This window comes from Collinsella sp. HCP28S3_E12 (assembly GCF_052065595.1).
Taxonomy (GTDB): Bacteria; Actinomycetota; Coriobacteriia; order Coriobacteriales; family Coriobacteriaceae; genus Collinsella.
Genome location: NZ_JBQHTS010000004.1, coordinates 145,593 through 160,405, shown reverse-complemented (window position 1 = coordinate 160,405; position 14,813 = coordinate 145,593). Strand labels below are relative to the sequence as shown.

Below are 14,813 nucleotides of genomic sequence, written 5' to 3'. Positions count from 1 at the left end.
ATCCGGGCCAGACATCAACCGGACGGGCTCCTGCCCCTATTCGAGTTAAAGTGTTCTCTCTCTAAGAATGTGTCTCCCTAGAAAGGAGGTGATCCAGCCGCACCTTCCGGTACGGCTACCTTGTTACGACTTCACCCCCCTCACCCTCCACACCTTCGGCGCCTCCCCCCTCTCGGTTGGGCCGGCGACTTCGGGTGCAGACGACTCGGGTGGTGTGACGGGCGGTGTGTACAAGGCCCGGGAACGCATTCACCGCGGCATGCTGATCCGCGATTACTAGCAACTCCGACTTCATGGGGGCGGGTTGCAGCCCCCAATCCGAACTGGGGCCGGCTTTCCGGGATCCGCTCCCCCTCGCGGGGTGGCATCCCTCTGTACCGGCCATTGTAGCACGTGTGCAGCCCAGGGCATAAGGGGCATGATGACTTGACGTCGTCCCCGCCCTCCTCCGCCTTGACGGCGGCGGTCCCGCGTGGGTTCCCGGCATCACCCGATGGCAACACGCGGCGGGGGTTGCGCTCGTTGCGGGACTTAACCCAACATCTCACGACACGAGCTGACGACAGCCATGCACCACCTGTATGGGCTCCTCTCGGCCACGGGGTCTCCCCCGCTTCACCCATATGTCAAGCCCTGGTAAGGTTCTTCGCGTTGCTTCGAATTAAGCCACATGCTCCGCTGCTTGTGCGGGCCCCCGTCAATTCCTTTGAGTTTTAGCCTTGCGGCCGTACTCCCCAGGCGGGACGCTTAATGCGTTGGCTGCGGCACGGGGGGATCGTCCCCCCACACCTAGCGTCCATCGTTTACGGCTGGGACTACCAGGGTATCTAATCCTGTTCGCTCCCCCAGCTTTCGCGCCTCAGCGTCGGTCTCGGCCCAGAGGGCCGCCTTCGCCACCGGTGTTCCACCCGATATCTGCGCATTCCACCGCTACACCGGGTGTTCCACCCTCCCCTACCGGACCCAAGCCGCGGAGGTTCCGGGGGCTTCGGGGGGTTGAGCCCCCCGCTTCGACCCCCGGCCTGCCGGGCCGCCTACGCGCGCTTTACGCCCAATGAATCCGGATAACGCTCGCCCCCTACGTATTACCGCGGCTGCTGGCACGTAGTTAGCCGGGGCTTCTTCTGCAGGTACAGTCTCGTCTCTTCCCTGCTGAAAGCGGTTTACGACCCGAAGGCCTCCGTCCCGCACGCGGCGTCGCTGCGTCAGGGTTGCCCCCATTGCGCAAGATTCCCCACTGCTGCCTCCCGTAGGAGTCTGGGCCGTGTCTCAGTCCCAATCTGGCCGGTCGGTCTCTCAACCCGGCTACCCGTTGTCGGCACGGTGGGCCGTCACCCCGCCGTCTACCTGATGGGCCGCGGAGCCATCCCCTCCCGTCGGGGCTTTAGCCCGGGCGCCATGCGGCACCCGGGGGTATCCGGTATTACCCGTCCTTTCGGGCGGCTATCCCGGGGGAGGGGGCAGGTTCTCCACGTGTTACTCAGCCGTTCGCCACTCGCCTCTATCCGAAGATAGGTGCCGTTCGACTTGCATGTGTTAGGCGCGCCGCCAGCGTTCATCCTGAGCCAGGATCGAACTCTCCGTCCAAAGTAAATGGGCTTCGAGCCCGTCCGGTCCTCTCAGTCATTCGCTGATCGGTTCCGTTCGATTCATATGGTTCTGTTTGATAGGAAAAGGAATTCCTCGGGGCCGCCTCTCGGCGGCCTTGCGAAAAACGAATCCAAGTCAGACCATTTCAAATGGTTCGATGTCTGCCCGGATGCGACACATCATGTGTGTCCATCCTCGCAGTATCCGGTTCTCAAGGTGCACGCCTGCGCCGGTTCCCGGTTCGACCGGGCCGCGCGGCAAGGAGATATATTGCCAGACCGGAGGGGCCCGCGGGGCAGGAATCACGCACTCCATATTTTGTTCACAAATAAATTGATCCTTCAGCTGTTCCACTGAAGTCATATCTGAAGCATCGGCTTCCGGTATTGGCGATGACCAGCTGGTTTATAGGTGTTGAGGTATCGGTCATCTCTGGTGCGCTACTTTACTCTAACGGCATCTGGTTTTGGTTTCCTGTCGGTAAAAGGCTGGTTTTGGCCGCCAGGCGTCCTTATATATAGAGAAGATCGGGTTCGAACCCGTGCACCGGCAACAAAAAAGCGGCCGGCATCCGCCAGTCGCTTTTCTATTCTATGGTGGGCCGTCAGGGGTTCGGGCCCGCTGCGCGGGCGGCCGCTTCGGCGCCTCCGCGCCTCGCGCGCTGCGCTGGCAAACGCTGACGCGTTTCCTCAGCTCCGCGCCCTTTCGGGTTCGAACCCGTGCACCGGCAACAAAAAAGCGGCCGGCATCCGCCAGTCGCTTTTCTATTCTATGGTGGGCCGTCAGGGGTTCGAACCCTGGACCTTGGGATTAAAAGTCCCCTGCTCTGCCAGCTGAGCTAACGGCCCGCGGATGGCATTGTACCACGGTCTGAGACTATTCCCAACTCCATTGGCCGTTCTGGAAAATCACAATTTCACGTCCATCAGGTGTAATGCCCGTAATATCGATGTCGTCCGTGCCAATCATAAAGTCAACGTGCGTGCTCGAAACGTTGACGCCATGCTCCAGAAGTTCCTCTTTGGACATGTCATACCCGCTTTCGATGCACTCGGGAAAACCGACACCCAACGCAAGGTGACAGCTGGCGTTCTCGTCATAGAGTGTGTCGTAGAATAGAATGCCGCTTTCACGAATCGGTGTGTTCTTGGAAATAAGCGCGACCTCGCCCAGATGAGCAGCACCTTCATCGGTTTCAATAATGCTCGCAAGCGTTGCCTTACCCACGCGAGCGTCATAGTCCACTACGCGGCCGTTCTCGAACTTAATCCAAAAATCGTCAACCTTATTGCCGTGGTGAATGAGCGGCATAGCCGAGTACACGATGCCGTCGGCGCGCATACGATCGGGCGAGGTGAAGACCTCCTCGGTGGGAATGTTGGGGAAGAAAGGGTGACCGTCGGGAGTTTTTCCCTTGCCGCCGGCCCACTCATGGCCTTTCGTCATTCCAATCGTCAGATCAGTTCCATTCGAAGCGGTGTAGTGCAGGCAATCAAATTGATTATCGTTTAGGAAGCGCAGGTTCTTTTCGAATGTGGCGTCATGGAGCTCCCAGTCGCTCTCCGGGTCCTGGCCATCAGCACGAGCGGTGTGCAGAATCGCATTCCACAGCTTATAGACCGCAACCTCATCGGCGTCTCCCGGGAATACCTCGCGCGCCCAAGCAGCGACCGGAGCGCCGGCGATGCACCACGGGTTAATGTTGTAGTCCAGTCCACGGCGGAAGACCTTACACTGCATGTTCCTCGCCTTAGAAGCTGCGGCAGGCCTAGCGGGATCGATGCCCTTGAGGGCAGCAGGGTCCGTGCCCTCAATAAAGATAAAGCAGGCACCGTCCTGGGCAAACGAATCCAGCTGTATGCGCTTCCACTCGGGAGTCTGCTCAAAATAGCTTTTCTCGACATGCTCGTAGGTAAGCCTCGTCACGGCATCGTCAGCCCAGATGACCGTCACGTGACCGGCACCGGCGTCATAAGCCTCCGCAACCACCACGCGCGCAAATGACGCGCACTCGACGGGAGACTGAACGACGACCTCCTGACCGGGCTTAACGTTGACGCCCTTGCGGACAACGAGACGCGCATAATTTTTAATCTTGGGCTCCAGGGACTTCATACCCTCCAGAGCCTCTTCGACCGTCAGGGCAGCTCGAATCATGTGCCACTCCATCTATCTACAGAACAGTAAAAAGGCACGCCGCAAAAAACGACGCGCCTTATATCTTAGCGATATCTATAGGTTGTAACGCTACTACTTCTTCTTGGAGGCCTTCTTGTCCTCTTTGGCAGCCGAGCGCTCGATGATAGCGTTGAGCTTGTTATCGGACATGCCCTCGGCCTGCGCGCGATACATATTACGCAAGGGACGGATGCGCACGAAGTCGTAGATGAAGTCACCCAGAATGACGATGTAGGACAAAACAATGCCGGCCATCTGGACGGGGCTGGACACCATGCCAGCGGGAGCGAAGTACAGCGAAGACCAAATGGCCACGACGAGCACCATGCCGATAGTAAGCACGGCCCACCAGATGCGGCGGCGCTTGGTGTAGTCCTCATCCTGCTTGAGAAGGATGCTCGACACCGTGTAGATGCGGTCCTCCTTGGCGCGCCGCTTAGCCTTGCGGGCGCGCTTCTCCTCTTTAGAGAGGCCCTCAAGGCTCTCGCCCTTCTCGAGCTCCTTGCGGCGTGCCTTGGATGATGCCGGCACGACGCGAACAGAACTCGCTGCCTGACGAGCTGGCTTGGCGGATGCGGCGGACTTGCGCGCAACCCCGGTAACCTCGTGGGATTGCGTGCGCTTGTTCGTGGCGCTGCGGGTACTCACTTACGCGTTCTCCTTCATGCTTGTAAACTGGGAGCCCGTGATGATCTGGAAGGCCTCGCGATAGCGCTCGGACGTGCCATCGATGACCTCGGCGGGCAGATGCGGGGTCTCCCCCGTCATATCCCAGTTGGCCTTGAGCCAATTGCGGACGAATTGCTTGTCGTAGCTAGGCTGAATCTTACCCTCCTCGTAGCTGGCGGCAGGCCAGAAACGGCTGGAGTCGGGCGTGAGGCACTCGTCGATCAGCGTGACCTTGCCATCGATGACACCAAACTCAAACTTGGTGTCGGCAATGATGATGCCACGGGTCGCTGCATACTCGGCGGCAGCTTTGTAGATCTTAAGAGACAGATCTCGGATCTGCGTGGCGATGTCCTCGCCAACGATCTCGCAGCAACGCTCAAACGAGATATTCTCGTCGTGATCACCGATCTCGGCCTTCGTGGACGGGGTGAACAGCGGCTCGGGGAGCTTGGAGGCCTCGGTCAGGCCCTCAGGCAGCTGGATGCCGCAGACGGTGCCGTTCTCGTCGTAGGTCTTCTTGCCCGAACCGGTCAGATAGCCGCGGACGATGCACTCGATAGGAATCGTCTGGGCCTTCTTAACCAGCATGGCGCGGCCTGCGAGATAGTCACGATACTCGGCAAACTCCTTGGGGAAATCCGCCGGATCGATGGAGACGAGGTGATTGGGGACGATATCGGCAAACTTGTCGAACCAGAACGCCGAGATACGGTTGAGCACCTCTCCCTTAAACGGAATTTCGTCGGGAAGAATAAAGTCGAACGCAGAAATGCGATCGGTGGCGACCATCAACAGGTTTTCGCCGGCATCGTAGATATCACGAACCTTGCCACGGGAATCCGGACGACGCTCCATCGTTGTCACGTGAGTCACTCCTTACCTAAATACGATAGAAATGCGGGTTCTTTCCCGCACGTTTTCGCAAACTCGGAGCGGCAGGGACGCGGCCCCTCCTTCACCGAATAGCGAAAAGCTAGTGCTCCATTGTAGTAGATGCCGCGTCCGCCGTGTGCTCGCGGGACAGATGAATCGTAAAAGTCGTACCCTTTCCAAGCTCCGACTCCACGGATATGTAGCCATGGTGACGCTCGACGATCTGTTTAGTTACGGCGAGGCCGACGCCCAGGCCGCCAGCTTCGCGGGCGCGGCTGGCATCGGCGCGCCAAAATCGTCCGAAGATACGCGACAGATCGTCCTTGGCAATACCGATACCGGTATCCGAAACGGCAATACTGACATGCTTGCGGTCACTGAGCACCGACACTACGACCCAACCACCCTCGGGGGTGTAGCGCATGGCGTTGCTCATGAGGTTGATGACGCATTGCGTGATCATGTCGGGATCGGCCTCGACGACATCGTCGTGCCCCTGGGTTTCATCTGCAAAGCGAAGGCGAAGGTCACGGTCGGCAAACAGACGCTCCTGGCCGTTCACAATCGATCGCACGAACGGAACCATGTCCACCGGTTCGAGATTGAGCGGAGCCGTGCTGTTTTCCATACGCGATAGGTCGAGCATCTGCTGCACCAAACGAGCGAGGCGACGCGTCTCGGAAGCGACCGTCTCCAGATGCTCGTCGTCGGTGGGGTACACGCCGTCTTGCATGGCCTCGACCGTTGCAAGCATGGCCATGAGCGGTGTACGAAGCTCGTGTGCGACATCCGAGGTCAGGCGCTTTTCGTGCTTCATATCTTTCTCGAGCGAGGTGGCCATCTCGTCAAAGGTCTCACCCAGCTGATCGATTTCGTCATCGCCGCGCAAGCCCGTACGAGCAGACAGATCGCCGTCGCGAATTTGCTTGGCTGTGCTCGTAATACGATGAATCGGCTTGGTAAGCATGCGCGACACGAGCGATCCGATAACGACCGAGATGCAGATTGCAACAACCGCGGCAAGAGCCATGGCGTTAAAGGTCTTCTCCCTAAACGCAGAATCTGCCTTAGTGAGCAGAGCGTCGGAGCCGATAGCCCATAGCTTTACCTGTCCGACATGCTCGCCAGAGGACGTAACGATTTCGACGTTGGCAACGCTATCGGAGTCGGTGGGCGCTGACGAGACCGGGCTATGCGAGGCCTTTTTACCGCTCGAGCTGCTCGACGGCAATTCGCTCTCGCGCACATCGGCGGTCGCACTTGCCGAAGGCCATGAGTCGTCATAAACGACAACGCCCTTTTTGTTGACGACCTGCATACCCAGGTCGTCGGACACCAAGCTCGATGTCGCGACCGTGCGCAGCTCGCCCGCAGTCCAATTGCCGTTTTCCCCATACGACGTCGCAAGCTTTTCGGCAGCAGAATTGGCGATCTCGACGATATTGGAGCGCGTGTAATCTGAAAAGACGGTGCCCCACACAACGGAGACAACGCCCACCAGCACCAATACCGTCATGAGCGATGTCAGGGCAAAAGCCAAAGCCATACGCGAGGGATAGCTCATCGCCGGCCGTGAATCGGAACGAGGCGTGTTCCAACTTGCCTTGGAACCCGCCTCGTTCTCCTGCTTGTGCTTTTGTCCGATTTCAAAGCGCGCAGGTGTCATATGTGATTTACCTATTTCTCGTCCGGCTTATCGGTCTTGGCCGGAGCCTCGAAGCGATAACCGACGCCGTGAACGGTATAGAGCCACTTAGGCTTCTTGGGGTCGTCGCCCAGCTTGGCGCGAAGGTTCTTCACGTGGCTGTCGATGGTGCGCTCGTAGCCCTCAAAGTCGTAGCCGAGCACCTTCTCGACCAGTTCCATACGGTTATAGACGCGACCGGGATGGCGAGCAAGCGTGGTAAGCAGCTTAAACTCGGAAGCGGTCAAATCAACTTCCTTGCCCTCGACCAAGATCTTGTGGCCCGAGATATCGATGACCAGATCGCCAAAGTCGAGTACCTCAACGGCGGGCTCGTCTGCCTGGTGAGCACGACGGAACAGGGCGCGAACGCGGGCGACGAGCTCGCGCGGCGAGAACGGCTTGATCAGGTAGTCGTCGGCACCAAGCTCGAGGCCGATGATGCGATCCTCGATCTCGCCCTTGGCGGTAAGCATGATGATGGGCACATCCGAGGTATCGCGGATAGTGCGGCAAACGCGCTCGCCGGGGATCTTGGGGAGCATAAGGTCGAGCACAACCAAGTCGAACTGGTGCTTCTCGAACTCCTCGATCGCAGACTGGCCATCGCCAACGCCAACAACCCAGTAGCCCTCGCGCTCGAGATAGGCAGCGACAGCGTCACGGATCGCCTTCTCGTCCTCGACCAGCAGAATCTTTTTTGCATCTGAAGCCATAACACGGCCCCCCTGTCTCAATTAGCTAAGAACAAGCCCATTTTAACGCACCTGAGCCCACCGGGCATCGCATGGGCGCGACAGCTCGGCGGGCGGTACTCACGGTTACAATGGGCTTATTCCCCCGTTGGCGCCTTTTTAACCCCTCGGCGCTAAAGAGAGAACAGGCGAGCGGTAACCGTCTCGGGAATTCCTTGGCTATTACGCACCGTGGCATAGGTTAAAAACGTATTCGATTTTCCCGCCGTAGCTGGATAGTCGCCATATTCGAGAGCGCGGTCGGGCGACAGCAGCGAACCATAGGTTTTAGCGGAGGTATCGATCAGAAAATGCGACGCCTGAACCTTAACCAGATATTTGCCCTTCCTGCCGGCGGCGCACGCAAGCGGTTCGCGCGATAGAAATTGATACGGGCCGCCCTCGTTGCCAATGTAGGTACCCATATTGCCCAGGCCGCCCACGCCGGCATAGGTCGCCTCAATGGAGAACACAAACGTATCGCCCATATATACGGCCTCGAAAGGTGACACCGACGAAGGAAGGACCAGCTGAGCCCTCTTGGTATTGTTGCCGTCCGTCAGGTCGATCGCCGTCATGCCGTAGTAGACGCCCTCGTCATTGCGCACGCGGGGTGAGATAGTCAGGATGCCATCGCTCACGCGCGGTGCAGACGCAAAGCGGCCTGTCGACTTCCAGATTGCCTCCGCTTTAGATTCATCGAGCGAACGGCGGTAGCAATATGAATCGCTGCCGGTCTTATTGCCACCGGTCGAAGGCATCTTGTACCAGATGACCGACGAGTCAAAGGCGGTAAACAGCGGAGGGTCGTAGTCCTCACCGCCGCGATCAAGCTCAACGGCATTACCAGTAAGCGCCGCGCCCGACAGGGTTTGCGCATAGAGCTTCCACGACGAATTCGCGTAGTTCATCTCAACCCACGCAAACACGCTATCGGTGGCGCGAACGTCGTAAAACGCATAACCGGAACCCTCGACAGGATCGTCAATCAACGTGGTGAGTGAGCCGTCCCCCATGTTGAACACGCCAAGCGTGTTGGCATGCAGCGCAGATGCGGGCGCCATCATCGCCGCAGCGTAACCGCCATCGCAGTAGTACAGGAGCGTCCCCAATGGCAACGTCCACGACGCCGTCGGCTTAAGATCAATGTCGACGGCCTCATACTCTTCGGTAATCGAGACGATCTTGGAATCATCTTTGATAACCTGCGGCTCACCGGCAGCATCATCGCTGGTGCCCGTTTTTTTCGAGCACCCCGCAAGCAGCGTGGCAGCACTCGCGGCAGCACCACCCAACACAAATCCTCGGCGCGTTACCCCATTCTTAACGCGATCAAAAATACTCATTAGGCAATCTCGGCACGCGCGGCCTCGATGGCACGCGTAAGCTGGTCGGCACAGGAGGTCTTTTTCGTGCCGCACGTATTGCCGGCCAACACCTCAATCACACGATCGGAAGAAACACCTTCGACCAATTTAGAGATGGCCTTGAGGTTGCCGTTGCAGCCGCCGGTAAACTCAACGCCCAGCACTTTGCTGCCGTCATCGGAAAGATTGAGGTGAATATTGCGAGTACACACGCCCTGGGGCTTGTAATCAAACGAAATCATGCGATCTCCTTCTCAGAATGTCATTCGAGACGACTATTATCCCCGTCTTTCCATGAATGCAACGAGGCGCTTTACCGGCAACACACATTACCAGCAAAGCGCCCTAAAAAGCTAACGTTATGCCCGAACCTACTCGAAGCTCAGCTGCTCCAGACGATCGAAGACCGTATCGATGCGGGTGAGGAAGTCCCACGGATCAAAGATCTCGTCGAGCTTCTCCTGGCTGACGGTGCAGCGCGGATCGGCCTCGAGGCGCTCCTTGAAGGTGGGGCCGGAAACGCAGTCCTGCACCTCATGCCAGGTCGCCATGGCGTTTTCCTGCACGATTGCGTAGGCGTCCTCACGGGTAATGCCCGTATCGACGAGGGCCAACAGAACCTTGGAGGAGAAGATGAGACCGCGGGTCTTGTTGAGGTTGGCCATCATGCGAGCCGGATACAGCTGGAGGCCATCGATAACGCGGATAAGGCACTGGAACATGTGGTCAAGCGCGATAAAGCTATCGGCCTGGGCGACGCGCTCGGCAGAAGAGTGCGAAATGTCACGCTCATGCCACAGGGCAACGTTGTCGAAGGCGACCTGGGCGTTGGACTTCACGATGCGCGACAGGCCACAGACCTTCTCCATGGTGATGGGATTACGCTTGTGCGGCATGGCGGAACTGCCCTTTTGACCCTTGCGGAACGGCTCCTCGGCCTCGAGTGTATCGGTCTTCTGCAGATTGCGAACCTCGGTAGCGATGCGCTCGCAGGTGGCAGCCGTGGTGGCAAGGACGCCGGCGAGGTAGGCATGATGGTCGCGGCTGATAACCTGCGTGGACAGCGGGTCGTGAACCAAACCCAGGTGCTCGCAGACATACTCCTCGACAAACGGCTCGATGGAGCTGTAGGTGCCAACGGCACCCGAGATGGCACCGAAGGCGACGTTCTTGCGAGCGTCCTCAAGGCGATCCAGATCGCGCTTGAGCTCCCAGGCCCAAGAGCCAAACTTCATACCAAAGGTCATAGGCTCGGCGTGGATGCCGTGAGTGCGACCGGCGCAGAGCGTGTTACGCTCCTCGAAAGCGCGACGTTTGCAGATCTCGCCGAGTTTCTTGACGTCCTCGATAATTAGGTCGCAGGCCTGGGTGAGCTGATAGCACAGGGCCGTATCGCCCAAGTCAGAGCTGGTCATGCCATAGTGAACCCAACGGCTGGGTTTAGGCTCGCCCTCGGGAACATCGGCGTCGATATACTCCTTCATATTGGTCAGGAAGGCAATGACGTCATGGCGCGTGACTTCTTCGATCTCGTCGACCTTCGCCTTCTCAAAGTTGGCGTGGTCGCGGATCCACTGAGCTTCTTCTTTAGAAATACCGATCTTGCCGAGCTCCGCCTGGGCCTCGCAGGCCAGAACCTCAATCTCCTGCCAAATGGCGTACTTGTTCTCGAGGGAGAAGATGTGTCCCATCTCCGGGCGGGTATAGCGATCGATCATAGCGGCTCCTTTTTGGTTATTGGCACGTTGGTCGTAACTCAACCATTGTACCGTGCGCAGGTGCAAGTATAGGCAGCAGGTATTAACCTAACATTTTGCCATTTGCCTAACGTTCACACCCTGTCGGGTTCGAGTCCCGGCACTTTATTGAAAAAAGCACGGTACCGCAGCGGTGCCGTGCTTTTATTTTTTTGGAGCGGGCAACGGGACTCGAACCCGCGAGTGTCAGCTTGGGAAGCTGATGCCTTACCACTTGGCGATGCCCGCATATGTGGGGGATAGTATAACGCGGTTGTCTTGTTTGATACAAGGGCGCTAACCCTTGTTTTACGCATGGAAAATCATCTTCTTGTTGCTCGAATTGCGAAAACAGGGACTCGAGTAACCTGTTTTACACCGTCTTCTACCTGCTTTTTTGTTTGATTATCTAAAACCGGTCTCCATTTGTTGGGAACTTGGCAAGTTCTTGGTCAGCTCGCGGTACTTACCCGTATGACCCCCGGCGCTAATCTCATCCCACGCGCCGCAATCTCCCAGCGCGGCGCACAAAGGATAAGGAGCAGCCATGTCCAATGCACCCACGCACTCTGTCCACAGCGCAATCGCAACAGCACCGCTGCTCCTATTCCTCTTGTTGTTTCTAGCCTGCGCCACGCCTGGTACCGCCTGCGCCGTCGATGGAAACGATACGCTTAGTTTTCGCACCATCAGCGATATGTGCGGACCGTTTGGCATTGGCAAGTACGAGGCACAAGACGCCTCGATTTCTTACTGCATGAACCAAGACTGCCCCGGCCCCAGCAGCCCAGGAGGACCATGGCGGACCTACAATCAGGGTTGGACATGGCTCGACAACGAGTTTGCCGCCGTCATCTGCCATGGATACCCTTCCGCCACATCATTTGGCGGCCATAACCTAACGGCCGAACGCGCCCGCGCCGCAACCCAGATTGCCGTGTGGATGCTCAAAGGAACCACGCGCCCCGACGGCTCTTTTGCGTATACAAACAACGCCGGCGTTGCCAAAAGCGGCAAGTTCGATCAAGACGCCGAGGTTGTCGCGGCGGCGCGCTGGCTCTACGACAACGCAAAAGCCGGAAATATTAAGGCCGACCCGCATCGCGCCAGACGCTATCACGGACCCGTCTCTAACGAAGGCCGTCACCAGGATATGCTCTACGTTTTGCCCACCATCAACGTATCCTTTGAAAAAAGATCTGCAAACACTGTCATTACCAGCGGGAACGATACGTATCAGTTAGGTGGGGCGACGTTTAACATCTTTGAGAAAAACACGGACAAACACGTCGGCAGCATCAAAATGGACGGCAACGGTCGTGCACGGGCAACGCTTTTGCCCAACACGGCATATTACCTAATCGAAACCAAAGCGCCGACAGGCTATCTGTCCCGACGCGATCGCATTGACTTTACCACCGGAAAAAGCGGCGGACATGTCACAATCAACGAGCAGCCAGGTTCTATCACGCTGCGTGTCGTCAAAACCGATGCCGCCACGAATGCCGGAGCGCAGGCGGGAACCTCGCTCGCCAAAGCCGAATTTACCTGTGTCTCGCAGTCTACCCCTGGGTGGACGCGCACCTTCACGACCGAAGACGATGGCCAGGCGACCTTAAGCGGCATTCCCCTGGGAACCTTTACCCTCTACGAATCGAAAGCACCAGAGGGCTACCTGCTCCCCCATGACAGCTGGACCTATACGGTCGGCCCCAATCAACTAAACGACATGGGCGTCGTTGAGCTCGAACGCCGCATCCCCAATACTCATGTTGCGTTTGACATCGAGATTTCCAAGTTCAAGGATTACGGGAACGGCGAGCAATCGGGATTAGAACAGCCAGCGGAAGGCGTCGTCTTTGAAATCGTCAGCAACAGCTCTAAGCAGGTCGTAGGCACATTGACGACAAATATCTATGGCTTCGCATCCACCAAAGACCAGCCCAAGGCCTGGTTTGGCGCGGGCACACGACCGGACGGCGTCCACGGCGCCATCCCCTACGATCGTGAGGGGTATACCGTTCGCGAGGTCCCGGAAACTGTTCCCACAGGCTTCAAGCGGGCAGAGGATTGGACCATCACGCCCGAGCAAATCGCCGACGGAGCCAAGCTTCAGTACATAGTGGACAATCACACCCTTTCGACACATCTCCAAATCATCAAACGCGATGCCCAGACGGGAGCTTCCGTCCCCCTTGCCGGCTTTAGTTTTCAGCTGCTCAACAGCAACCGTGAACCCATCTCTCAAACATGCTGGTATCCGACGCACAACGTTATGAACACCTTTACCACCAATGCGACCGGCACCGTCACGTTGCCAGAATCGCTCAAGCCGGGCACATATTACGTACGAGAAGTCGCAGCCAAAGCGCCCTACCTTGTGGGCGACGAACTGAAGGTGACGATTCCTGCCGATGCAGATCTCACACCTATCGCCGCCGTCTCGTATTTCAACAGCGCGGCAACCGGAAGCATCGAGATCGCGAAGGCTGACGCAGTAGACGGCAGTGCCCTATCTGGTGCCAAGTTTGAAATTCGCGCTGCCGACGATATCGTTTGTCCCGATGGCCACATTGCCGCCCTTGCCGGTGAAGCCGTTGCCGCCGTCACAACTGATGAACAGGGTAAAGCTCGCGTAGACAACCTTTCGCTGGGTTGCGGAACGGCACGATACGAAGTCGTTGAAACCCAGTCTCCCGACGGCTATCTACTTGATCGGACAGCACATATCGTTGAGCTTACTTATATCGACCAGAAGGTCCCCGTGGTCGAGTCGCAGATCGAATTGCCTAATGATTACACCAAGGTCGATTTCTCCAAGGTCGATATGACAGACAAGCATGAAGTTAAAGGCGCCCGACTGGTCTTATGCGACGCCGATGGAACAGAAATTGATTCTTGGATATCATCCGAGCAGCCCCATCGCGTGGAGCACCTTGCACCCGGTTCTTATACCCTACGCGAAACAATGTCCCCGCGCTCCTATGACCTCGCTGAAGATGTATCCTTTGAAGTCGAGGATACGGGGAAGATCCAGGCCGTAACCATGACGGATGCACCGATTGAGATTAAGGGGAGCGTCGACAAGCGACAAGAAATCGCGCGGCCAACCGCAAAGGGAACAGTGGCGAACGGCGACGGTAAAAACCGGGCGGCGACGCAACCCGACAGTAAGGGCTCCTATTCCTACACCATCGACGCTCAAAACGAATCGAGCACCTGGGTCGACGAGTTCACCGTCACCGACGATCTCGAATGTGCCAAAGACGGCACGGCCAAACTTGTCGCCATTAAAACCCCGATCGCCGTCGGCGACTTAAACGGGCTCTGCAATGTTTGGTATCGAACGTCACCGGCAGACAAGTTGGGCATAAAGGAAAAGGCCAACGCCACACTTGACGATGAACACACCAACCCGTGGCTCGAGACAGCCGAGGTCGAAGAGCGGCTGGGCGAGGATGTGCGGATTGTCGATTACGACGGCTGGAGTCTTTGGAAAGCCGATGTCTCGACCACAGAGTCTTCCACCCTCGAAGTAAAGGACCTTACGCTTTCGGACGACGCTGTTATCACGGGGATTCGCTTTGAGTATGGCTCGGTTTCCGCAGACTTTACGACCCGGCGCGACAACGATTCTTGGAATCGCAATGGGCTTAAAGACGAGCATGACGACCTTGACGACGCGACGGCATCCCTCAAATCGGATTTACACGGAGCAATCATCCGGATGTGTGCAACCTCATCCTATACGCCCCAAACCGCACTCGCCAACAGTGCCCGTGTTGACCTTTGCCGCAACGGAGGAGGCGAAAAACTCGAGTCGCACGATAAAGATCGTGTTGTTCAAAAATGCGCCATTCCGCAGGATCTTCCAAATACGGGCAATGCACCCATCATCTCTTTTCTCACCGCATTATTGACCGCCGGTGGCACAGCAATTTGGCTCACTTGGCTAAGCTCGGCATCAAAAGAGGAGTAG

At 57.5% G+C, this 14,813-nt stretch carries 9 protein-coding genes, 2 tRNA genes and 1 rRNA gene; 1 reads left to right on the top strand and 11 read right to left on the bottom strand.

Going from position 1 to position 14,813, the window contains the following annotated elements; all coding sequences use genetic code 11:
* Nucleotides 1–81 precede the first annotated feature (81 nt).
* From ACTNBY_RS02970 to ACTNBY_RS02920, 11 genes are all read right to left on the bottom strand, one after another.
* A 16S ribosomal RNA gene (locus ACTNBY_RS02970) occupies nt 82–1,587 on the bottom strand.
* Between the two features lie 775 nt (nt 1,588–2,362).
* A tRNA-Lys gene (locus ACTNBY_RS02965) sits at nt 2,363–2,438 on the bottom strand.
* Nucleotides 2,439–2,466: 28 nt separating this feature from the next.
* Complete coding sequence (locus ACTNBY_RS02960) at nt 2,467–3,747, bottom strand: aminopeptidase (protein WP_441063298.1); 1,281 nt, start codon at nt 3,745–3,747, stop codon at nt 2,467–2,469.
* A gap of 93 nt (nt 3,748–3,840) precedes the next feature.
* On the bottom strand, nt 3,841–4,416 hold the full coding sequence (locus ACTNBY_RS02955; RefSeq protein ID WP_427717870.1) for a hypothetical protein: 576 nt from the start codon (nt 4,414–4,416) through the stop codon (nt 3,841–3,843).
* Nucleotides 4,417–5,295: a phosphoribosylaminoimidazolesuccinocarboxamide synthase gene (locus ACTNBY_RS02950; protein ID WP_154516897.1), complete on the bottom strand. Its 879-nt coding sequence runs from the start codon at nt 5,293–5,295 to the stop codon at nt 4,417–4,419.
* 118 nt (nt 5,296–5,413) lie between these two features.
* On the bottom strand, nt 5,414–6,979 hold the full coding sequence (locus tag ACTNBY_RS02945; RefSeq protein ID WP_441063297.1) for a sensor histidine kinase: 1,566 nt from the start codon (nt 6,977–6,979) through the stop codon (nt 5,414–5,416).
* Nucleotides 6,980–6,990: 11 nt separating this feature from the next.
* Nucleotides 6,991–7,713: a response regulator transcription factor gene (locus ACTNBY_RS02940; protein ID WP_271744359.1), complete on the bottom strand. Its 723-nt coding sequence runs from the start codon at nt 7,711–7,713 to the stop codon at nt 6,991–6,993.
* A gap of 152 nt (nt 7,714–7,865) precedes the next feature.
* Nucleotides 7,866–9,077 (bottom strand): hypothetical protein, encoded by a 1,212-nt coding sequence (locus ACTNBY_RS02935; RefSeq protein WP_427748135.1) that lies wholly within the window; start codon nt 9,075–9,077, stop codon nt 7,866–7,868.
* On the bottom strand, nt 9,077–9,340 hold the full coding sequence (locus ACTNBY_RS02930; RefSeq protein WP_427717875.1) for a TIGR03905 family TSCPD domain-containing protein: 264 nt from the start codon (nt 9,338–9,340) through the stop codon (nt 9,077–9,079). Before ACTNBY_RS02930 ends, ACTNBY_RS02935 begins: the two co-directional genes overlap by 1 nt.
* A 129-nt stretch (nt 9,341–9,469) precedes the next feature.
* On the bottom strand, nt 9,470–10,816 hold the full coding sequence (gene purB / locus ACTNBY_RS02925; RefSeq protein ID WP_427729011.1) for an adenylosuccinate lyase: 1,347 nt from the start codon (nt 10,814–10,816) through the stop codon (nt 9,470–9,472).
* 192 nt (nt 10,817–11,008) lie between these two features.
* Nucleotides 11,009–11,083: transfer RNA gene (locus tag ACTNBY_RS02920), tRNA-Gly, on the bottom strand.
* A 298-nt stretch (nt 11,084–11,381) separates the two neighbouring features.
* On the opposite strand from ACTNBY_RS02920, the gene ACTNBY_RS02915 reads away from it, so the two are divergent.
* Nucleotides 11,382–14,813, top strand: coding sequence for a SpaA isopeptide-forming pilin-related protein (locus ACTNBY_RS02915; protein ID WP_441063295.1), 3,432 nt, complete (start codon nt 11,382–11,384; stop codon nt 14,811–14,813).